Annotated in this window: 21 protein-coding genes and 1 pseudogene; 7 read left to right on the top strand and 15 right to left on the bottom strand. The window is 71.8% G+C overall.

Annotated elements, in window-relative coordinates:
* Window positions 1-47 precede the first annotated feature (47 nt).
* Complete coding sequence (locus tag AB0E19_RS31540; protein WP_362186016.1) at window positions 48-1424, top strand: MFS transporter; 1377 nt, start codon at window positions 48-50, stop codon at window positions 1422-1424.
* A gap of 255 nt (window positions 1425-1679) precedes the next feature.
* On the top strand, window positions 1680-2054 hold the full coding sequence (locus AB0E19_RS31535; protein ID WP_015032218.1) for an RNA polymerase-binding protein RbpA: 375 nt from the start codon (window positions 1680-1682) through the stop codon (window positions 2052-2054).
* A 94-nt stretch (window positions 2055-2148) separates the two neighbouring features.
* Here AB0E19_RS31535 and fxsA read toward each other — a convergent pair whose 3' ends face one another.
* From fxsA to AB0E19_RS31515, 4 genes are all read right to left on the bottom strand, one after another.
* Entirely contained in the window at window positions 2149-2745 is a 597-nt protein-coding gene (gene fxsA / locus AB0E19_RS31530; protein ID WP_362186012.1) for an FxsA family membrane protein, read from the bottom strand.
* 84 nt (window positions 2746-2829) lie between these two features.
* A complete protein-coding gene (locus AB0E19_RS31525; protein ID WP_360604124.1) occupies window positions 2830-3606 on the bottom strand; it encodes a polyprenol monophosphomannose synthase in 777 nt (258 codons plus the stop codon).
* 443 nt (window positions 3607-4049) lie between these two features.
* Entirely contained in the window at window positions 4050-5678 is a 1629-nt protein-coding gene (locus AB0E19_RS31520; RefSeq protein WP_362186008.1) for an amidohydrolase family protein, read from the bottom strand.
* Window positions 5679-5687: 9 nt separating this feature from the next.
* Complete coding sequence (locus AB0E19_RS31515; RefSeq protein ID WP_030493658.1) at window positions 5688-6128, bottom strand: Lrp/AsnC family transcriptional regulator; 441 nt, start codon at window positions 6126-6128, stop codon at window positions 5688-5690.
* Between the two features lie 225 nt (window positions 6129-6353).
* Between AB0E19_RS31515 and AB0E19_RS31510 the strand changes: the two genes are divergently transcribed.
* Entirely contained in the window at window positions 6354-6722 is a 369-nt protein-coding gene (locus AB0E19_RS31510; RefSeq protein ID WP_362186004.1) for a hypothetical protein, read from the top strand.
* A gap of 67 nt (window positions 6723-6789) precedes the next feature.
* Window positions 6790-7724, top strand: a pseudogene (locus tag AB0E19_RS31505) (IS5 family transposase).
* A 114-nt stretch (window positions 7725-7838) separates the two neighbouring features.
* Here the strand turns inward: AB0E19_RS31505 and AB0E19_RS31500 are convergent.
* Window positions 7839-8678 carry a type II CAAX endopeptidase family protein gene (locus tag AB0E19_RS31500; protein ID WP_362186001.1) on the bottom strand — a complete coding sequence of 280 codons (840 nt, stop codon included), beginning with the start codon at window positions 8676-8678 and terminating at the stop codon, window positions 7839-7841.
* A 438-nt stretch (window positions 8679-9116) separates the two neighbouring features.
* Between AB0E19_RS31500 and AB0E19_RS31495 the strand changes: the two genes are divergently transcribed.
* Window positions 9117-9479, top strand: coding sequence for a tail fiber domain-containing protein (locus AB0E19_RS31495; RefSeq protein WP_362185998.1), 363 nt, complete (start codon window positions 9117-9119; stop codon window positions 9477-9479).
* Window positions 9480-9835: 356 nt separating this feature from the next.
* Window positions 9836-10645 (top strand): serine protease, encoded by an 810-nt coding sequence (locus AB0E19_RS31490; RefSeq protein ID WP_362185995.1) that lies wholly within the window; start codon window positions 9836-9838, stop codon window positions 10643-10645.
* Window positions 10646-10675: 30 nt separating this feature from the next.
* Here the strand turns inward: AB0E19_RS31490 and AB0E19_RS31485 are convergent, their stop codons facing one another.
* Window positions 10676-11779: a phosphotransferase family protein gene (locus tag AB0E19_RS31485; protein WP_362185992.1), complete on the bottom strand. Its 1104-nt coding sequence runs from the start codon at window positions 11777-11779 to the stop codon at window positions 10676-10678.
* Window positions 11780-11789: 10 nt separating this feature from the next.
* The gene (locus AB0E19_RS31480) at window positions 11790-12914 is read right to left on the bottom strand and encodes a hypothetical protein (RefSeq protein ID WP_362185989.1); all 1125 of its coding nucleotides are present in this window, start codon (window positions 12912-12914) and stop codon (window positions 11790-11792) included.
* Window positions 12915-13256: 342 nt separating this feature from the next.
* Here AB0E19_RS31480 and AB0E19_RS31475 point away from each other — a divergent pair, with 342 nt between their 5' ends.
* Window positions 13257-13676: a hypothetical protein gene (locus AB0E19_RS31475; protein ID WP_362185986.1), complete on the top strand. Its 420-nt coding sequence runs from the start codon at window positions 13257-13259 to the stop codon at window positions 13674-13676.
* A gap of 12 nt (window positions 13677-13688) precedes the next feature.
* Here AB0E19_RS31475 and AB0E19_RS31470 read toward each other — a convergent pair whose 3' ends face one another.
* From AB0E19_RS31470 to AB0E19_RS31435, 8 genes are all read right to left on the bottom strand, one after another.
* Window positions 13689-13844, bottom strand: a complete 156-nt coding sequence (locus tag AB0E19_RS31470) for an SCO1431 family membrane protein (protein ID WP_169092785.1) — start codon at window positions 13842-13844, stop codon at window positions 13689-13691.
* A 286-nt stretch (window positions 13845-14130) separates the two neighbouring features.
* Complete coding sequence (locus AB0E19_RS31465) at window positions 14131-14793, bottom strand: methionine ABC transporter permease (protein WP_362185982.1); 663 nt, start codon at window positions 14791-14793, stop codon at window positions 14131-14133.
* Complete coding sequence (locus AB0E19_RS31460) at window positions 14790-15812, bottom strand: methionine ABC transporter ATP-binding protein (RefSeq protein ID WP_362185979.1); 1023 nt, start codon at window positions 15810-15812, stop codon at window positions 14790-14792. The genes AB0E19_RS31465 and AB0E19_RS31460 overlap by 4 nt, the downstream gene beginning before the upstream one ends.
* Window positions 15813-15886: 74 nt before the next feature.
* On the bottom strand, window positions 15887-16855 hold the full coding sequence (locus AB0E19_RS31455) for a MetQ/NlpA family ABC transporter substrate-binding protein (RefSeq protein ID WP_362185976.1): 969 nt from the start codon (window positions 16853-16855) through the stop codon (window positions 15887-15889).
* A 478-nt stretch (window positions 16856-17333) separates the two neighbouring features.
* A complete protein-coding gene (locus tag AB0E19_RS31450) occupies window positions 17334-18173 on the bottom strand; it encodes an SDR family oxidoreductase (RefSeq protein WP_362185973.1) in 840 nt (279 codons plus the stop codon).
* Window positions 18174-18181: 8 nt separating this feature from the next.
* Window positions 18182-19063, bottom strand: coding sequence for an FkbM family methyltransferase (locus tag AB0E19_RS31445; protein WP_362185970.1), 882 nt, complete (start codon window positions 19061-19063; stop codon window positions 18182-18184).
* A complete protein-coding gene (locus AB0E19_RS31440; RefSeq protein WP_362185967.1) occupies window positions 19060-19785 on the bottom strand; it encodes a hypothetical protein in 726 nt (241 codons plus the stop codon). Before AB0E19_RS31440 ends, AB0E19_RS31445 begins: the two co-directional genes overlap by 4 nt.
* Window positions 19782-20984, bottom strand: a complete 1203-nt coding sequence (locus AB0E19_RS31435; protein ID WP_362185964.1) for a glycosyltransferase family 4 protein — start codon at window positions 20982-20984, stop codon at window positions 19782-19784. Before AB0E19_RS31435 ends, AB0E19_RS31440 begins: the two co-directional genes overlap by 4 nt.
* Window positions 20985-21026: the final 42 nt, after the last annotated feature.

The following is a 21026-nucleotide window of genomic DNA, read 5'->3' as shown; positions in this document are numbered from 1 at the left end:
CGAGCGGGCGTCCCCGGGACGGGGACGAACGAGGGGGGCGTGCGGCCGTGACCGCCGAGACGACCGGGCCCGAGGGGCCCATCACCGATCCGGCCGAGCGCAGACGGGAGCAGCGCGGCTGGTACTTCTACGACTTCGCCTGCTCCGTCTACTCGACCACCGTCGTGACCGTGTTCCTGGGTCCGTACCTGAACGAGCTGGCGAAGTCGGCGGCCGGCGGCGGGACGCACGTCTACCCGCTCGGCATCCCGGTGCACGTCGACTCGCTCTTCGCCTACGCGGTGTCCCTGTCGCTCGTGCTGGCCATCGTCGCGATGCCGCTGGTGAGCGCGGCGGCCGACCGCTCGGGCCGGAAGAAGCCGCTGCTCGCGGCCGCCGCGTACATCGGCGCCGGCGCGACGACCTGCATGTTCTTCCTGAAGGACGACCGCTATCTGCTCGGCGCCCTGCTGCTGGTCGTGGCGAACGCCGCGCTCGCGGTGTCGATGATGCTCTACAACTCCTACCTGCCGCAGATCTCCGAGCCGGAGGAGCGCGACGCGGTCTCCTCGCGCGGCTGGGCCTTCGGCTACACCTCGGGCGCGCTGGTCCTGGTGCTCAACCTGGTCCTGTACTCGGGCCACGAGTCCTTCGGCCTGTCGGCGGGCGAGGCGGTCCGGATCTGCCTGGCCTCCGCCGGCCTCTGGTGGGGCGCCTTCGCGCTGATCCCGCTGCGGCGGCTGCGCGACCGGCGGCTGCCGCCCGCCGGGGTGGCGGCCGAGGGCGACGGGACGGGCGCGGTGGGGGCCGGGTGGCGCCAGCTGCGGGCGACGCTCGTGGACATGCGCAACCACCCGAAGACGCTCGCCTTCCTGCTCGCCTACCTGGTCTACAACGACGGGGTCCAGACGGTGATCTCGCAGGCGGCGGTCTTCGGGAAGAACGAGCTGGGCCTGGAGCAGACGACGCTCATCACGGCGGTCCTGCTCGTGCAGGTGCTCGCGGTGGCCGGGGCGCTCGCGATGGGCCGGCTCGCCCGGACGCACGGGGCCAAGCGGACGATCCTGGGCGCGCTGGTCGTGTGGACGCTCATCCTGCTGGGCGGGTACTTCCTGCCCGCCGGGGCGCCGGTCTTCTTCTACTGCCTGGCGGCGGCCATCGGCCTGGTGATGGGCGGGACGCAGGCGCTGTCGCGCTCGCTGTTCTCGCACACGGTGCCGGAGGGCAAGGAGGCGGAGTACTTCTCGGCGTACGAGCTGAGCGACCGGGGACTGAGCTGGCTCGGCCCGCTCGTGTTCGGGCTCGTGAACCAGCTGACCGGAAGCTATCGAGCTGCCATCATCTCCCTCGTGATCTTCTTCGTGGCCGGATTCGTCCTCCTCGCGCGGGTGCCGGTACGTGAGGCGGCACGGGAGGCGGGGAATGTCGTACCCGAGCGAATTTAGACGCGGAAGTGAAAGGCCGGTAGTGTACGCGTTTGGCCTGCCAGGCGGACCGTTACTGCGTGCTGCTTTGGTGAAGACCACGAGTCACATCTGCCGCCAGATGTGACAAATCGGGCACTGGTGGGTACAACAAGGGGCGGCACGACGGGCGACGCATTACCCGGAACGGGAATCTTTCTCGCCGACCGGACGTTGACCGGATGACGACGACAGCGACACCTGTCCTGTGGGCGACAAGCCCGGGAGGCACGATTCATGAGTGAGCGAGCTCTTCGCGGCACGCGCCTCGTGGTGACCAGCTACGAGACCGACCGCGGCATCGATCTGGCACCTCGCCAGGCCGTGGAGTACGCATGCGAGAAGGGCCATCGTTTTGAGATGCCCTTCTCGGTGGAGGCGGAAATTCCGCCGGAGTGGGAATGCAAGGTCTGCGGAATCCAGGCTCTCCTGGTGGACGGCGACGGACCCGAGGAGAAGAAGGGCAAGCCGGCGCGTACGCACTGGGACATGCTCATGGAGCGGCGTACCCGTGAGGAGCTGGAGGAGGTCCTCGCCGAGAGGCTGGCCGTCCTGCGCTCCGGCGCCATGAACATCGCGGTGCATCCGCGCGACAGCCGCAAGTCCGCCTGACGGACGACCGGCGAGAGAAACGCCGAGGGGCCCGGTACACGATCCGTGTACCGGGCCCCTCGGCGTTCCCGCACCCGTGGGTACGAGCGCCGGGTCAGGACGTCAGCGGCGGGCGGCGGTCGTCCGCGGGGCCGTACGGCCCCTGGGGGGCGTCGTCACGGATGACCTCACCCTGCACGACCTTCCCGTCCGGGCGGTGCATACGGGCCTGCTGGAAGGCGTCCTGGAGGCTGCCGGGAGGTGCCGCGGCCATCCGGCGCTCGACCACCCGCTCCGCGGCGCGCCCGAGGGCCGTCCGCACCGGGGGCACGAGCAGCAGCAGTCCGGCGGCGTCGGAGAGGAACCCGGGGATCATCAGGAGCAGCCCGCCGAGCATCAGGAAGCCGTTGCGGTCCTCGGCGCCCTTGCGGTCGGCCGCGGCCGGAGCCGTACCGCTCTGAGCGGCGGCCTGGGCCTGCTGGAAGGTGGAGGTGAGGTTGGCGAAGGCCCGGCGCCCGGCCCGCTTGATCACCACGGTGCCGAGCACGGCGCCGCCGATCAGCAGGAGCAGCACGGTCAGCCCGCCCGCCGCGTTCGCCACGACGGTGAGCAGCCAGATCTCCAGGACCAGCCAGGCGGCTAGGCCCAGCGGCAGCAGGGTGCGCGCCCGGGAGCGCCGGGGAGCGGAAGAGGACGGTACGCCGGTCGTCATGCGCTCCAGTGTGCCTGGCACCCCGGAAAAACGTCGTAAGGAAAAGATCAGCCCGGCCCCCGCGGGGGCCGGGCGTCCGTGACGTCAGGCGTTCTTGCGGCCCAGGGCCTTGGAGAGCTTCTCGGCGCGGGCGGTGACGCCCCAGCCGGTGACCCGCCACAGCGCCTCGACGACGATGTTCCGGCTCATCTTGGAGTCGCCGATCTCGCGCTCGACGAAGGTGATGGGGACCTCGACGACGTGGAAGCCGGCGGCGACGGCGCGGCGGGCGAGGTCGACCTGGAAGCAGTAGCCGGCCGAGGCGACGTCCTCCAGGCCGAGGCCCTCCAGGGTCTCCTTGCGGAAGGCGCGGTAGCCGCCGGTGACGTCGCGGATCGGGACGTCGAGCATCAGGCGGGAGTACAGGCTGCCGCCGCGCGAGATGAACTCGCGGGACTTCGGCCAGTTCACGATCCGGCCGCCGGGCACCCAGCGGGAGCCGAGGACCAGGTCGGCGCCCTTGAGCGCGGTGAGCAGGCGGGGCAGCTCCTCGGGCTGGTGGGAGCCGTCGGCGTCCATCTCGACGAGGACCTCGTAGCCGTTCTCCATGCCCCAGCGGAAGCCCGCGAGGTAGGCGGCGCCCAGCCCCTCCTTTCCCTTGCGGTGCAGGACGTGGACGTGGTCGTCGTCGGCCGCGAGCTCGTCGGCGAACTTGCCCGTGCCGTCGGGGCTGTTGTCGTCGGCGACGAGGATGTGCGCCTCAGGGACGGCCTCCCGCACCCGCGCGACGATCGGCCTGATGTTGTCCGCCTCGTTGTAGGTCGGAATGATCACCAAGGCCTTGCCGAGCGGGCCGTAACGCCTCACGCCACCGTCGTTCACTACTGCCCCTTCGGATACAGACACAGGCCCCCACCTTAGCGAGGTCTCCGACGTGGTCTGGTCCTGCGGGGTGTGAGACGTGCGACCCCGGCACGGAGTGCGGTGCGGGGCCCGACGTCCTTCGGTCCGACCCGGGACCCGCCGGCTGCGGATCGACACGAGGCCGTTGTCTACTGAACGTCCGGGCCCCACCCGGGTCGCACCTTCCGCCGGTGAAACCTTCCCTCGCGGCCGAGGCGCGGGCGGCGGTCGGCGCGGGCGAGGAGGTGTGGTCCGGTCGGACGTCCTGTGGTGGACGCGGGAGAACCTACCGGGCCATGACGGTCGGCTGTCAACACCCGCTTGACCTGCGGGGTTCCCGAGAAGCCACAGGCCGGGCGGGAAGATCCGCAGGTCGGGGACGGACCCGTGGTGCGTACATCCGGGTGGCCGTCAACCGCACATCACTCGTTCGGCCGTACGAAAACCGTCTGTCCGTACACGACCGTCCGCAGGCAGACGGGGAGGTCGACCCCGGGTGTCAGATCGGGCAGACCGGGCGTTCCGGACCTGGGGTCGGTGGACCAGCGGGCCACCCGGTCGTCGGGCGCCTGGACGACCAGGTCGCCCGTGCGCCAGACCGCGTAGTCGGCGGGCGCGCCCGGCACCAGGATGCCCGCGTCGTCCCGGCCGACCGCGCGCCAGCCGCCGCGCGTGTGGGCGGTGAAGGCGGCTCGCACCGAGATCCGGTGCTCGGGGGTGCGGTGGAAGGCGGCGGCCCGGACGGTCCCCCACGGGTCGAGCGGGGTGACCGGGCTGTCCGAGCCGAAGGCCAGCGGCACGCCGGCCCGCAGCAGGGCCGCGTACGGGTTGAGGGTGCGGGCCCGCTCGGCGCCGAGCCGTTCGGCGTACATGCCGTCCTCGCCGCCCCACAGGGCGTCGAAGGCGGGCTGGACGGAGGCGGTCAGACCGAGCTCGGCGAAGGCGGCGACCGTCTCGGGGGTGAGCATCTCGGCGTGTTCGACGCGGTGCCGGGCGGCCCGGACGCGGGCCAGGCCGAGCTTCTCGGAGGCGGCCCTGACGCCGTCCACCACGGCGCCGACCGCGGCGTCGCCGATGGCGTGGAAGCCGGCCTGGAGCCCCGCCTCGGTGCAGGCGACGACGTGCGCGGCGACCGCGGCGGCGTCCAGGTGGGCGGCGCCGGTCTGACCGGCGGAGTCCGCGTACGGCTCGTGGAGGCAGGCGGTGTGCGAGCCGAGGGAGCCGTCGGCGAAGAGGTCGCCGGCCGCGCCGAGGGCGCCGAGCGCCCGGGCCCGCTCGATGTCCGGATCGGCCCAGTAGCCGACCACCCGGGGACCGGGCTCGCCGCGGGCGAGGTCCAGGAGGCCCGTGAAGTCGTCCTCGGAGGAGATCTGCGGCCCGCCGCACTCGTGCAGGGTGCCGATGCCGAGGGAGGCGGCGTGGGCGCGCGCGGCGCGCTGCGCCTCGGCGCGCTGGGCCGGGGAGACGGCGGCGAAGGCCGCCGCCCGCACGGCGTGGTGGGCGTCGCCGGTGAGGGGCGCGCGCCCCTCGTGGAAGCCGTCGAGCTCCCGCACGCCGGGGACGAGGTCGAGCAGCGCGGTGGTGACGACGGCCGAGTGGACGTCGATCCGGGTGAGGTAGAGCGGACGGCCGCCGGTGAGGCCGTCGAGCTCCTCGCGGGTGAGCGGGCGCCGCTCGGGCCAGCGGGAGGCGTCCCAGCCGTGCCCGATGAGAATGCGGTCCCCGGTGCGGGCGGCGGCGTGGGCGCGGATCAGCTCCGCCGCCTCGGCGAGCGAGGCGGCAGAGGAGAGGTCGAGGCCGGTGAGGGCGAATCCGGTGGCCGTGGTGTGGACGTGGGCGTCCACGAAGGCCGGGGTGACGAGCGCGCCCTCCAGGTCGATCACCTCGTCCACGCCGGAGGCGAAGGCGTCGGCGGCGCCCTCCTCGCCGACCCAGGCGATGTGGCCGCGCTCCACCACCATGGCGGTGGCGAAGGGGTCGGCGGGGCTGTGGACTTCTCCACCGCGCAGCAGCACAGTGCGGTGTTCGCCGGGATTCAGGCTTTCGCTCATGCGACCAGGCTAAATGCGGGGCGGCCTGGCTTCGTACGGGGTGGACAGGACGACGGTGGTGCGGCTGGAGACGTGCGCCTGGGAACGGATCCGGCTGAGCAGGTGCTCCAGCTCCAGGGGCGTGGCGACCCGGACCTTCAGGATGTAGTTCTCGTCGCCGGCGACGCTGTGGCAGGCCTCGATCTCGGGGATGTCGGCGAGCCGGTCGGGGGTGTCGTCGGGGGCGCTGGGGTCGAAGGGTTTGACCGAGATGAAGGCGGTCAGCGGCAGGCCCACCGCCTCGGGGTCGACGACGGCGGCATAGCCGCGGATGACTCCGCGCTGCTCCAGGCGGCGGACGCGCTGATGCACGGCCGACGTGGACAGGCCGGTGGCCTTGCCCAGGTCGGTGTAGCTCATGCGCCCGTCCTTGACGAGCAACTCGACGATCTGACGATCCAGCTCCTCCATGCGCCGACCCTATTGCGCCGAAGGGTCCCGGGCCCAGCCGGGAGGGAGCCTTATAGCCCGCTATGGGCCTTCACGGGGCACCTGCGACGGGCATGTGACGAACGCCACAGGTTTGCCAGGGGCATCCGCGTCCCGCTCACGGTTATGCGGAGTTCCGTATGGGAAGGGCTTGCTGTGGTCCCGGCCGCACAGTATCGGCCGACCGGTCCGAGGGGGAGATTCTCCATGCAGGAGCCCGTTGATTCCGTCGAACCGTCCGACGAGTTCGACGCGTACGACACCTTTGAGATGTACCGGGTGGTGTGCCCGGAGTGCGATCAGCCGATCGCGCTGCTCGCCGACGAGGACGCGCTGCCCGAGCACGCGCTCTGCCCGACGCCGTGGAATCCCTTCACCCTGACGGTCTGCCCGGGCACCGGCCTGGCCGCCGACGAGGCGGACTCCGCCGACGCCGAGGCGGGCGTCCAGGAGCAGGACACCGCGCTCCTGCTGACGCTCCCCCAGGGGCTCGACTGGCGGACCCAGCCGTTCTCGCACATCGGCGGCCCCGGCTCGCGGCCGATCCGCGCGGCGCAGCTGCGCCGCGCGGCCTGACGGCCGGGTCCTAGGAGCTGTCCTGGCGATCATGTGACTGTCGCTTGTCCTGGTCGTTGATGCGGGCATGGGGCGGGGTGATCTGACAGATGCCGAGTGGGAACGGCTTCGGCCCCTCCTGCCGGTCAGTAACGGGCGTTGTGGACGGTGGCGGGACCATCGGCAGGTGATCGACGGGATCCTGCACCGGGTGCGGACCGGGGTTCACTGGCGCGATCTGCCTGAGCGGTTCGGTCCTTGGAAGACCGTTTATGAGCGCCATCGGCTCTGGTCTGCGGACGGCACCTGGGAGCGTCTGCTGCAGCAGGCCCAGGCCGCGGCTGACGCGGTCGGCGAGATCGACTGGGACGTCTCGGTGGACTCGACCATCGTGCGTGCTCACCAGCACGCGGCCGGTGCACGTCTCGATCCTCCGCCGGCGTTCACCGGCTCAAAGGGGGGCCAGGCGCTGGAACACCAGGACGAAGTTCCGGGGCGGAGCCGTGCCGACCGATTGGCGGGGGTGGTGCGGGAGGTGAGGGCCTGGGGCGTTCGCGTGGTGGTTTCACCAGCAAGCTCCACCTGAGCGCGGACGGCCGTTGCCGCCCGTTGTCCCTGATCGTCACACCCGGGCAGCGGGCCGACTGCACCCAGTTCGCTGCGGTACTGGAGAAGATTCGGGTCCCCCGGCTCGGGCCGGGCCGGCCCCGTAAGAAGCCCGACAGTGTCGCGGCCGACAAGGCCTACAGCAACGGTCCTTGCCGACAGTACCTACGGCGGCGCGGCATCCCGCACTCGATCCCGGAGAAGACCGACAGCCGGGCCGCCCGCCTGCGCAAGGGACCGCGAGGCGGACGGCCGCCGGGCTTCGACGAGGAGCGGTACAAGAAGCGCAACACCGTCGAGCGGGCCGTCAACAGGCTCAAGAACTTTCGTGCGGTCGCCACCCGGTATGACAAGCGAGCGTACGTGTTCCTCGGCACCGTCACGGTGGCGGCGCTGGCTGTCTGGCTCCGGGTGTGAGCGAGCGTGCGGGGTGCCGCGGGCCTTGGCAGGGAGCGTGTGAGAGGGGAGCGGTACTTGAACGCCGCCGGCCCCGCCGTACGGCGGGGCCGGCGGCGGCCGGAGATGGTGCTGTCAGCTGCCGGCCGCGTGCTTGGCAGCCGGTGCCGCAGTAGTACCGGCTGGGGCGGCGGGTTCGATGGTGCGGCGCTTGACGACCACCAGGACGATCAGGGCGATCTGGAGGAGGATCGGCAGGATCATGCCGGGGGAGGTCTTGGGGTCGGGGCCGACGGTGTTGGAGACGAGGCTGAAGTCCCACAGGCCGTGCACGAGCATGGGCAGGAGCAGGACTCCGCCGACGCGCAGGCACAGGTAGAAGAAGTAGCCGGAGGTGGAGACGATCACGGCTTGGAAGACGGCCGCGCCGCCTTCGCCGAAGGCGTTGCTGACGTGGACGAGGCCGAAGACGATGGAGGACCACAGGGCGACCTTGCCCTCGCTGTATCCGGCGCGCTTGAAGACCTGGACGCCGATGCCGCGGAACATCAGCTCCTCACCGATGCCCACCAGTGCGGTCATCGCGACCAGGGCCAGGACGAGGGAGAGCGGCTGGTCGGCGAGGTTGGGGTAGTTCACCGCCAGGACGGCGACCACCAGCATCGACACGGGGACGAAGCGCACCCAGCGGCGCACCGGCACCCGGTAGTGCAGCACCTCGCGCCACCAGCCGAGCCAGGTCACCACGGCGGCGCCGAACAGGACCGACAGGCCGATGGGGATCATGCCGTTGCGCACCACGGACTCGGTGGTGGGGAACTGGCTGTTGCCGTCGCCGCGGTCGACGCCGATCAGCGCGCCGAGCCCTTGGAGGATCGCCAGGTAGACGACGACCACGACCAGGAACCACGGCCAGGTCAGGCGACGCCCGGCCGGTGCGGGAGACGACGGGGCTGGGGACAGTGGGGCGGACACGGGGCAACTCCTCGCGCAGGGGATCGAGCCCCTGAACAGGGGCGAATGAATACTTTCATAGGTCCTAAAGAGCTGATAAACGCAGCCCAATCGGACACGGCGAATGGATCGGGCAGCCTGCCCGGAGCTCCGGCCGTCCGCGGCGGGCGGGCCCGCCGACCGCAGGGCGTGCCCGCGGCCCGGTGGGTCCTGACCGGACCGGTGGATGCCGGTCATTTTCGATCTTCCCCCGCGCGGCGGCGGGCCGCTCTGGTGCAATGACCGGTGACCGGCACTTGCCCCTCCGACCCGTGGAGCCCCCGTGAACTTCCTGGACGCCGTCCTCAAGGTCGTCACCGCCCTCGAACCGATCATCGTGCCGCTGATCAGCAGCAACCGTGACGTGAAGCACGACATCAAGCCGATCTCCTGATCCCGACGCGACGGACCGGAACAGCCGTGCGCCTCGCCGCCCTGATCCGCGGGATGGCCTCGACCTTCCTGCGGCCCCGGCCGCCCCGCACCGAGCGGGACCAGCCCCTCACCCGCGCCCAGATCCTCGCGATCCTGGACGAGCTGACCGTCAGTGAATGGCGCTACGACTGGGACCCCGACACCCTCCACATCGGCCCCATGGCCCAGGACTGGCGGGCCGCCTTCGGCTACGGCCGACGCGAGACCACCATCGACGTCGTCGACGCCAACGGCGTCCTGATCGCCGCCGTCCAGGAACTCTCCCGCCGCCTGCGCCACCTGGAGCAGCACGCCGCACAGCCGCCCTGCCGCTGCACGCACGACCGCACACCCCAACCCGCTCCCTGAAAGAGGACCCCCATGACACTCGTCGACGAGATCGTCAGACCGATCAACGCCCTCGGCCCCCTCATCACCCCGCTCTGACCACCAGCCCTCCAGCACGAAGAGGAACCCTCCCCCGTGAACACCGCCCGCCGCACCGCGACCGCCCTCGCCCTGCTCGGAGCCACCACCCTGCTGACCTACGGGACCAGCGTCCCCGCGATCTTCCACCTGGCCGTCGCCATCTGACCCCCGCGGACCGCTGAGCCGCACCGAGCACAGGACCGGCCGTACCCGTTGATCGGGAACGGCCGGTTCCCTGCTTGCGGGCCCCGCCCCGCTCCCGGAAGGCTCCGCAGCGGTCGCATCCGGATCACAGGGTGCAGCAGGCGAAGGGCAAGGGGATGAAGCAAGGACGGCGCGGGTTCCGGCGGGCGCTGGCGGGGCTGCTCGGGACGGTGCTGACGGCAGCCGCGATGATCGGCACCGCCGGAACCGCGGACGCGGTGGTCGGCGGAACCGACGCGCCGCCGGGCGCCTACCCTTACCAAGTCTCGCTGCAGGCCCAGAACGCAGGCGGCTGGAAGGCCATCTGCGGCGGCTCGATCATCGACCAGCGATGGGTGCTGACCGCGGCCCATTGCCTGATCACCTCCGCCGGCCAGCTGCGGATCGCCGTCGGAACGAACACCCTCCCCGGGGGAACACTCCACCTGGTCCAGGAGACGATCGGGTACGAGGCCTACAACGACAACGCCGCCGGCCACCCGAACGACATCGCCCTGCTGAAACTCGCCACCCCGATCACCTACACCCCGCTGGTGCAGCCGATCGCGCTGCCCGACGCCACGTACCCCACCGGCACGACCACGCTGACCGGCTGGGGATGGACCAGCGGCAACGGACAGGTGACGAGCACCCTCCAGCAGGCCACTGCCACCCTCCTGACCGTCACCGACTGCCAGGCGCGCTGGCCGGGCCAGAACATCAACACCAAACACCTCTGCACCTACGACAAGGGCTCCGGCATCTCCGCCTGCACCGGCGACAGCGGCGGCCCGCTCGCCCAGAACGGCCGCCTCCTCGGCATCATCAGCTGGGGTGTGGCCAACTGCAGCGGCACCTACCCCACCGTCTACACCAACGTGGGCGCCTACCGCGCCTGGATCACCACCAAAACCGGCCTGTAACCCCACAGCCCAAGATCGCCAGGACAGCTCCTAGTCCCCGTCGGTCCAGTAGCTTCCCCGCACCATCGCCGCGAGGGTGGCGTGGTGCAGGATCAGCCGGTCGGGGTCCGCGGGGACCTCGACCTCGCCGAAGTACGCCTGCCGGTACGCGATCCTCAGCATCACGATCGCGTGCCGCAGCGCCGCGTACAGGGTGTGGAACTCCATCGCGCGCGGGGTGTGCCCGGTCAGTTCGGCGTACCGCCGCTCGACCGCCTCGCGGCGCAGGAAGCCGGGCAGGCCCGGCTGGCCGAAGCCCACGGTCAGGTCCTGGAAGAAGCGGTGCAGGTAGACGGTCCAGCCGAGGTCGACCTCGCGGGGCGCGCAGGCCGCCATCTCCCAGTCCAGGACGGCGGCGGGGACGAAGCCGTCGTAGACGATGTTCCCGATCCGGGCGTCGCCCCAGCAGAGCACCGCCGGACCCTCGTCGTCGGGCCACAGCTCCTCCAGGCGCGCGAAGGCCGCCTCGATGAGCGGTGACGGCGCGAGTCCTTCCACCACCCAGGCGTAGTAGGCGCGTTGGGCGTCGACGTGCCGGCGCAGCGCGCTTCCTTCCCCCGCGGGCAGCAGGAACTCGGCCTCCTTCGGCGGGAACCGGTCGTGGAGCCGGGCCAGGACCGCCACCGACTCCGCCTCCAGCACGGCCCGCTGGGCGTCGGTGGCGGCGTGCAGCCAGTTCCCCTCGTACGTGTAGGGCATGACGTCCGGCGGGACGCGTCCCTCGGCGCGGGCCATCACGAAGAAGGGCGCGCCGAGCGGCTCCGGGTCCTCCTCCAGCCACAGCACGCGCGGCACGGGCACGTCGGTGTGCTCGGCGACCAGCCCCATCACCCGGTGCTGGCGGGCCATGTCGTAGACGGGGAAGACGGTGTACGCGGCGGGGTCGGCGGCCAGCCGCAGGGCACAGCCGCGTACCGGGGCGTCCGGGTGCTCCAGGTCGAAGAGCAGCGTCTCGCTGGACATCCCGTTGGAACCGGGCACGGCGAGCCCGGAGACGGCGGCCCCGGGCAGCCGGCGGCCGAGCCACGCGGTGAGCCGCGCGGCCAGCTCCTCGGGATCGCGGGTGGTGGTGCGGGGACGGGGGGCGGTGGCCATGTGCGTCTCCTCAGGGCGCGGTGGAGGTGAAGTCGGCGAAGCCGCTGGGATCGTGGCGGCCGAAGGAGCCGTGCTCGAAGATGCCGTGGCCGGTGCGGCCGTCGAGGCTGAAGCGGGCGGAGTGGTCGGTGACGCCGTACGCGGCGAGGGGGTGTGCGGCCGGGTCGGAGAGGTCGTAGACGCGCCGGTCGGTCCAGCCCCGGCCCCGCCAGGTGCCGTGCTGCCAGTCGTCGGCGGGCGGGTAGCCCGCGCCGACGGCGAGCGGGGAGGAGGCGAGGATCTCGACGCCGATCTCCAGGGGCTTGCCGGTCGCGGGCTCGGTGAGGTGGACGACGGCGCTCTCGGGGTGGCGGGTGCCGGACCGGTAGGCGATCTCGGTGCGGGGCCAGCCGAGTTGGGCGTCCCGCTGTCCGTTGCGGACGAGCTGCGCCTGGTTGAGGGTGCGGTAGCCGTCGGCGTCCTCCTGCGCGACGACCATGACGAAGCGGTCGTCGAAGCGCATGGGTATCCAGAGCCAGTGGAAGCCCTCGGGGCGCGACTCCGCGGCCCGGCCGGGCTCTTCTCCGGGGATCGGGCGGACCCCCCAGCTGCGGTCACGGGTCCCGGTCCACTCCCCCGCCGCGACCTCGAACCGCTCGCCGCCCGCCGTGATCGTGCCCGCGCAGTGCCCGGCCTGGACGAAGCGGCGGCCTTCGAGGGTGAGCCGGCCGCCGGTGCGCTGGAGGTGATGGGGCTCCCAGAGGGCCGGGAAGTCGCCGGTCCAGGTGAGGTCGAAGGAGAGCCCGTCGGGGTCGGCGGGGTCGGCGGCGCAGCTCAGGGTGAAGCGGCGGAGGGGTTCGTCGACGGTGATCCGCAGCGGGCCGACCTCCAGGCGCATCCGGTCGTCGCCCAGCGCGTCGGAGGCACGGACGGCGTGCAGCCGGTCGCCGGTGCGCAGCGTGGCGTAGGCGTCGACGACCCCGGTGTTGGGGTAGACGCCGAGCCCGGCGATGAGCAGGGCGCGGCCCGCGTGGTCGAAGACGTGGAAGATGCAGCGGTCGTAGGCGTTCCGGTCGCCGCTGACGTGGTGCTTCATCGACAGCGGGGCCTGGTGCACGGGGTATTCGTCGAGCGCGACGGGCCGGTCGTCGTCCACGGCTGACCTCCTGGTCCTCGAAGAGGATCTGACGGTACGTCAGGAATCGCGGCGAGGACCAGAGGTGTGCGCGGGGCGCGGCGGCGGGTGCGCCGGGCGGGCGCCAGGACGGCGACGCGGACGAGCGCCCGGACAGCGGCACGGGCGAGCTTCCGGACAGCGGCACGGGCGGGGCTCGTACGGTGGCGCGGAGAGGGGCGCGTACGGCGGCACGGGCGGGGGCGCGTACGGCAGCACGGTGAGGGCGCACATAAGGGCCGAATAAGCGACGGGTAGGGCGCGAACTGGCGCTCGAATCCGTCGAGCGGTGACCCGGCGGCCCCGGGGCGCGTTGGTCCGGGCATGACCACGCTGTACTCCACACCCAGCGGAGTCGGTCGGCATCGGCAGACCGAACCGCCCGGTGAAGAATCGGTTCTTCACTGGATCCCGGAGGCCTCGGGCCCCTCGGACCCCGCCCCCGACGGCACCGCGCCGGCACCGGAGGCGCCCCCGCCCGGCCCGACCCCCACGGTCGTCGCCCCCGCCCCCGCCCCCGTGCCGGCGCCGGTGCCGGTGCCGGTGCCCGCACCGGTCCCCGTGCAGGTCCACCCCGACCCGCCGATCTACCAGGCGCTGTACTCGCTCTGGGCCAGCCAGGGCCGCACGCTGCCCGGGCGCCGTGACCCCGAGTGGGCGCGGCTCGCCGCGGGTCCGGTCTGGGCCGACCGGACCGTCCGCGTCAGCGGCGTCCTGGTCGCCCCGGGCGGCGGCGCCCACTGACCGCCCGCCGGGTCACATGAGGCCCGCGCGGGTGACGAGGACGGCGAGCAGGACGACGAGGGTCCAGCCCAGGACGTGCTCCAGGAGCTCGGGACCCCGGTCGTCCTGGGGCCCGCCGGTGCGCGTGCGCGAGAACAGACGGGCCGCGAAGGTGGTGGTGGCGCTCATGCCCACCACCATGGGCCAGACCCCGCTCCCCCCACCAGAGACGTCCCTCACACCCCCGCCCGGCCCCCGGACGGCTCGGCGCACGCCCACGGCCTGAAGCGCCTTGCGCGGGGCGGGAGTCGGCCGGTCGGGGAAGTACGGGCAGCGGACCCCGCCTGTGCCGGACGCCACTTTCCCGCGCGCGTCCCCTGGTCTTCCGAGCCGGCAGGCACCCTTCCGCCGTCACGGCGTCACGGCGTCACGGCGTCACGGCGTCACGGCGTCACGGCGTCACGGCGGGAGGGGGTCACTGCCGCAGTGTCTTGCGCGCCAGCCGGTTGCCCAGGAACTGCGCCACCTGGACGAGGAGCACGATGACGAGCACGGCGATCCAGGTGACCGTCCAGTTGAAGCGCTGGTAGCCGTAGGCGATGGCGAAGTTGCCGAGTCCGCCTCCGCCGACCGCGCCGGCGATGGCCGTCGCGTCGACGACGGAGACGAAGACGAAGGTGTAACCGAGGATGAGCGGACCCAGCGCCTCGGGGATGAGCAGGGTGGTGATGATGCGTACGGGGCCGGCTCCCATGGACCGGGCCGCCTCGATCACACCGTTGTCGATCGTGACCAGGTTCTGCTCGACGATGCGGGAGATGCCGAAGGTGGAGGCGACGATCAGGGGGAAGGTCGCGGCGGCGGTACCGATGGTGGTACCCACCACCTGCAGTGTCAGCGGGCCTATGGCGGTGATGAAGACGATGAACGGGATGGGCCTGACGAAGTTGACCAGGATGTTCAGGGCCGTGTAGACGAGTCTGTTCTCCAGCAGACCGCCGCGGCGGGTCGTGTAGAGCAGAATGCCCAGCAGCAGACCGAGGAAGCCCCCAGCCAGCATCGTGACGGCCACCATCCACAGGGTCTGCCCGATGGACTCCGTGAACACCGGCCAGAGGATGCTCCAGTCCGTGTTCATGCGAGTACCTCCACCGCGGCCACCGCGCGAAGGCGGGCCACCGCCTTCTCGATGTCCTCCGGCTCTCCGGAGAGCGCGAGGGTGACGTTTCCGAAGGAGCGGCCCTGAAGGGCGTCGATCCCCCCGTGCACGAGCTCGAACCGGAGATCGTGCCGGCGCACGGCATCCGTCAGGACCCGGCCGATCGGGGCATCGCCGTCGATCGTCACGGACACCAGGGAGCCCTCGTGCTGCGCACGGAGCCGTGTCACGTCACCGGCGCCAGGGCGGTTCCTCAGCACCGTCCCCACGAAACGGCGGGTGGTGTCGGTCCGGGGCGCGGAGAAGACGTCGAAGACGCTGCCGACCTCGATGAGCCTCCCCGATTCCAGTACGGCGACCCGGTCGGCGATGCTCCGTACGACGTCCATCTCGTGGGTGACGACGACGACGGTCACGCCCATTTCGGAGTTGACCCGCTTGAGCAGGCGCAGGACGTCCTGGGTGGTCTCGGGGTCCAGCGCACTGGTCGACTCGTCCGCCAGCAGGATCGTGGGATTGTTGGCCAGCGCTCGCGCGATGCCGACCCGCTGCTTCTGTCCACCGCTGAGCTGGCCGGGATACGCCCAGGCCTTGTCGGTCAGGCCGACGAACGCCAGCAGTTCGGCCACCCGTGCCCGCTGCCTCTCCTTGGACCAGCCCGCGAGCTTCAGGGGGTAGGCCACGTTGCCGAACACCGTCCGGGACCGGAACAGGTTGAACTGCTGGAAGATCATGCCGATCCCCGAGCGGATCCTCCGGATCTCCTTCTCGTTCCGTTCGGTGATCGCGACACCGTCGACGGTGACCGTGCCCGATGTGGCGCCCTCGAGGGCGTTGATCATTCGCACCAGGGTGCTCTTCCCCGCCCCGGAGTACCCGATGATCGCGAAGATCTCTCCCGCGTCGATCTCCAGGTCGATCGAGTCGAGCGCGGAGACGGTGGTCGATCCGGAGGTGAAGGTCTTGCTGACGTTGCGGAATTCTATGAGGGGTGCCATGGGTCCTTGCTTCGAGTCGAGCGTTGCGGTGCGGGAGGGGGCGCGCCGCGGTGGGACGCCCCCTGGCCCTGATGTCACTGCGCCGCGCGTACCGCCTTCTCCAGGGAGGCGGTGATGCGCTCGAGATCGGCCTTCGGCCGGTCCACGATCACCGCGGTCCCCTTGGACTCGGCACGCTCCGCCTCGGTCACCGACGCGTCGTGGTAGAGCTTGGCGATCTTCAGGTAGGTGGGGTTGTCCTTGTCGGCCGCGCGGGCGACGAAGACGTTGATGTACGGCTCGGCCGCGGGCTTCGACGGGGCGTCGCCGTAGAGGGCCTTCGACGGGTCCAGCTTGGCGTCGAGGGCGAAGTTGTTGTTGACCACCGCGCCGTCGACGGAGGGCAGAGAGGCCACGGTCTGGGAGGCGTCGACGGGGGTCACCTCGACCTTCGACGCCGCGGTGTCCACCTCGGCCGGCGTCGACAGCGCCGTACCGCCGCCCTTCAGCTTCAGCAGGCCGGCCTGCTGGAGCACCAGCAGCGCCCGGGCCTGGTTGACCGCGTCGTTGGGAATCGCGATCCGGCCGCCCTCCGGGATCTCCGCGAGCGACGTGTGCTTCTTGGAGTAGAGGCTCAGCGGTACGACGACCGTCGACCCGATGGGGGTCAGGGTGTCGTGGTTCGCCACGTTGTAGTTCGCCAGGTAGAACAGGTGCTGGAACAGGTTCAGATCGGTCTGCTTCTGCGACAGTGCCGGGTTGGGCTGCGTGTAGTCGGTGAAGTTGACCGGCTTGATGTCGATGCCCTCCTTGGCGGCGAGCTCCTTCAGGACGGGCCACATGTCCGAACTCGCGTCGGTGGTACCGATCTTCACGGTGACTCGCCCGGACGCGCCCGCGTCCGACGTACCGCCCGCGACTTGGGATATCAGCACGGCGGCCGCCGCGACCACGGCGACGGTGCCGAGGACGATTCCGGTGATGAGCCCCGTTCTCCCGCCCGTCGGCTTGTCGGGGAGTTCGGGGGCGGGGGTGGATCCGGGCTCGGTCGGTGTGTTCGTCATGGGCTTTCCTCTTCTTCGCGACGTCGGGTTCTTCGCGGACGGGGACGGCAGGCGGGCAGGCGGGTTCGTTCTCGTCGGGCGCGACGAAGCGGGTCCGGACGACCCGGCCCCGCGTGAGCAGGGCGCCGTGACGGCGAGGAGCACGAAGAACGCGACACCGCGGAGCGAGAGGGTCCCGACTCGATCGCGCCGGGACGCGTCCGCCACCGATACCGCTGCCACGCTCAGGCCGGAGGCGGGGTGACCGCTCCGCACGTCAGACATTAGATCGAAAGATCCACACGGCCGCAACGCACCGCATTCGAAGGTTGATCGGCAATATTTCCTTGGATTGCCGGAATGTTTCTCCGTTCATGGCGGCGCAACAGGGATGCTCACGCATCGTCGCAAATCACCCCATCGCGGGAGACGAGCATCACAGCCGCCCGGCCGGCCGGGCTCGACCCGCGCCGCTTCGACACCAACCCTTGATCGGGGGTCACCCCGGACGTTGCGCGGTCCCGGTGTCGTCGGCGCCGGGGACGTACTGCAGGCCGCCGTTGCTGTACAGCAGCTGACCGTTGATCCAGCCGCCGTCGGGGGAGCAGAGGAAGGCCACGAGGTGGGCGCACTCGCGCGGTGTGCCCAGTCGGCCCAGCGGGGTGGCCCGCGCGAGCGTCTGCCGGGTGCGGTCGGTCATCCATCCGGTGTCGACCGGGCCGGGGTTGACGGCGTTCGCCGTGACGCCGAGTGCGGCCAGTTCGCGGGCCGCGGCCAGGGTGATCCGGTCCAGTGCGCCCTTGCTCGCTCCGTACGGCAGGTTCCCGACGGTGTGGTCGCTGGTGAGGGCGATGACGCGGCCGCTGCCGTACGGTCCGGAGAAGCGCTCGGCGTAGGCCCGGATGAGGAGCCAACTCGCCCGGACGTTGACGGCGAAGTGCCGGTCGAAGCTCTCGAGGCTGGTGTCGAGAAGGCCGGAGGCGACCGACTCGGCGTGGGCCAGGACCAAGGCGGTCACGGGCCGGCCGAACGCGGCCCCGGCGCCATCGAGCACGGCGGCGGCGGCGGCAGGGTCCGTGAGGTCGGCCTCCAGGGCCACGGCCCCGGCACCGGCGTCGGCGAGCCGGGCGGACAGTTCCTCCGGGGCACCGCGGTCCCGGCCCCAGGGCATCCTCGCGTCGTACGGGGTCCAGTAGGTGAAGGCGATGTCCCAGCCCGTCTCCGCCAGGCGGGTGGCGATCGCGGCACCGAGGCCCCGCCGCCGGCCCACACCGGTCACGAGCGCGACGGGGCGGATGACGGCGGCGGGTGCGCCCGCATCGGTCGGCGTCCCGGACACGGCGTCCCTCACCCCCCACCGAGCAGGGCTGCCAGGTCCGGCCTGGAGCGGTGCACCGCCACGAAGTTCGGGCCGAAGAACCGCTCGTCGAAGAGCGTGTACGGGCGGAAGTCGACGCGCTGCGGGAGGATCCGGCCCACCTCGTAGCCCAGGGGCTTCAGCAGGCCGTACAGCCGGTACAGGAGCGAGCCCGAGAGGATCGCGGCGTAGCCGTACTCGAACTGGACGGCCGTCACGCGGCCGGCGCGCAGGGCGTCGTGGAATCCGGTCAGGACGTCCAGTTCGCCCCCCTCCGTGTCGATCTTGAGCAGGTCCACGGTCTGGATGCCGCACGAGTTCAGGTAGTCGTCGCCGCGGAGCACGGGCTCGTCGCGCCACTCGAAACGTGCGTCGTGCGGGTAGTCGTACAGGGAGCTGAGTTCGTCGCACGTCGGGTAGAACTTCACGCGTCGCGTCCCGGAGCGCTCCGCCAGCCCCGCGTCGGCGACGACGACGCCCGGCAGGCCGGCCGTGCGGCGCCGCAGTCGCTGCCGTACGGGCAGGACCAGTTCGAAGCAGTGGACGGTGGCGCCGGGGCAGGCGCGGAGCGCGGTGACGGCCCAGGTCCCGCGGTTGGCGCCGACGTCGAACAGCGTGGGCCCGCCGGAGCCCTGCCGTGCCGTGCCCCCGGCCTGGGCCAGGCACCGCAGGACGCGCTCCTCACCGTTGGTGGCCGGGACGTGGTCCTCGGTGTGGAGCACGGACAGGGCGCCGTACGCCGCGTTGCGGGCAGCGCGCACGAGGGGGGCGTCGGGGCGCCGGCGGACCCAGTCGCGCAGAGCGCGGTCCGCCCAGGAGGGCAGGCCGCTGGGCCACACCCCGGGGAGGGAGCGGGCCGCCGACGGGCTCACGGGGTGCCCCCGGGGCCGGGTCCCGCAGCGGGTCCGGTGCCGGGCTCGGGCCGGCTGCCGGTACCGGTCGCGGCGCCGGTGACCGCGCCGGCGTTCGGGTCGGAGGCCCGGATGGCCGTCCCGATGGTGCCGACCATCCTCCGGAAGCCGCGGAAGCGGGTGACGGTGTACATCCACAGTCCGGTCGCGGCGGCGGCCGGCGCCACGACGAGGACGGCCGGCCGCTCCCCGCCGACCAGCATGACGACCACGTAGCCGCAGATCATCAGCACGGGTGTGCAGCCGAACAGCAGCATGGAGTACACGTCGGCAGCCGTGCTGCTCTGGACGTACACCCGGCCCCGCGGTGCGGACGCGCCGTACAGCGCCCGGGCCGTGGTCCCGCCGCCTGCGTCGATCCTGCGCAGGAAGTGTTCCCAGCGCAGGACGGGGCGGCGGACGTCCGCGGTGAGCTGCGGACTGAGTTCCAGGGCGATGTAGCCGGCGATCTTGTACACCTGTCCGGCGTGGTCCACCCAGAACAGCCACAGGAAGCTGGACGCGGCGGCGAGGCCGAGCAGGACGTCCGGGAGCCGGGTCATCACGGAGAGACCGGTGCCGAGTGCCGCGAGCTGGAGCGTGATGAGGGCGTAGGCCAGGTTGGTGCGGTTGTTGATCTCCGCTCGGAGGTTCTCGAACTCGGTGATGTCGATCTCCTCGGGGGTGGGCGGAACACCGCTCATCCCCCGTCCCCCGGAAAGCCGGCCGGGTCCGCCGCTGTTCCCGTGGGGCCGCCTGCGCGGGCCGCCGCGTACATCTCCTCGAGCCGGCACGTGTACGTGTCGATGCCGTAGCGCCGCACCCACTCCCGTCCTCCGGCGACGACCCGGCGACGCACTGACGGGTCGTCGTCGAGCAACTGCAGCGCGGCCCGCGCCAGGGCGGCAGCGTCGCCGCGCGGCACGACCAGTCCGTTGACCCCGTCGGCCACGGTCTCCACCAGGCCGCCGGACGCGGCGACGATCACGGGCCGCTCGGAGGCCATGGCCTCCAGCGGGACCAGCCCGTACGGCTCCTCCCCCGTCGTGGGGTACCAGACCAGGTCGCAACCGCGGTAGGCGTCGCCCATGGTGAGGGGCGGGAAGTCGTGGAAGACGACGTTCTCGGCGACTCCGGCGTCGGTCGCGCGGGTCATCAGGCGCTGTCGGAGCTCGGAGACGACCGCCGACTCGCCGATGATGTTGTCACCGGCGCAGAGGACGAGGGTGCCGCGGCCCAGCCGCCTGCGCACCTCGACGAAGGCCTCGAGGCCGGTGTCCACGCCCTTCCACGGGAGCGGGCGGGCGGGATGGAAGATCACCGGCCGTTCCAGCCGGGCGAGAGCCTCGTGCCGGGCGCCGTCCGGCGCGAAGCGCGACAGGTCGATGCCCAGCGGCAGCGTCACAGCCGGGGCCTTGCTCGGAAGGGAGGCGCGCAGAAAGTCGCTGACGTACAGCAGCAGGTGCCACGGCAGGTCCATCACGTCGTGGAGCACGTGCTCGCCGGTGTGGTCGTGGACGCTGTTGAGGACGACGGGGCGGGTGCCGCCGGCGCCGTTCACGGCGGCCAGGACGCCGTGCGCGAGCTGCGGCCCGTAGTGGTGTGCGTTGTGCAGGTGCACGACGTGGGGCCGCCGGGCGTCGAGGAAGGACCGGACGATCCTCTCGATCGATCCGAGGTGCGCGGCGCGGCCCTCGGATCCGGCACGGTGGACCCGGAGGAGTTCCGCGGGCCGCAGGAGCGGGTGCCGGTGCACCGGCACTCCCTCCCACACCTCGTCGGACTCGTCCCCGCCCACCAGGCACAGGATCTCGTGGCCCCGTCTGCGGAGCTCCCTCACCAGATCGGCCAGATGCGTCTCGACCCCGCCCCAGGTGGGCGGGAAGGCATGAGCCACCATCATGATGCGCAAGCGACGGCCTCTCGGGTTGCGATGACGTCCGTT

Origin of the sequence: Streptomyces sp. NPDC047974 (genome assembly GCF_040653375.1) — a bacterium.
Classification (GTDB): Bacteria; Actinomycetota; Actinomycetes; order Streptomycetales; family Streptomycetaceae; genus Streptomyces.
This window is presented reverse-complemented; position numbering and strand designations above follow the sequence as displayed.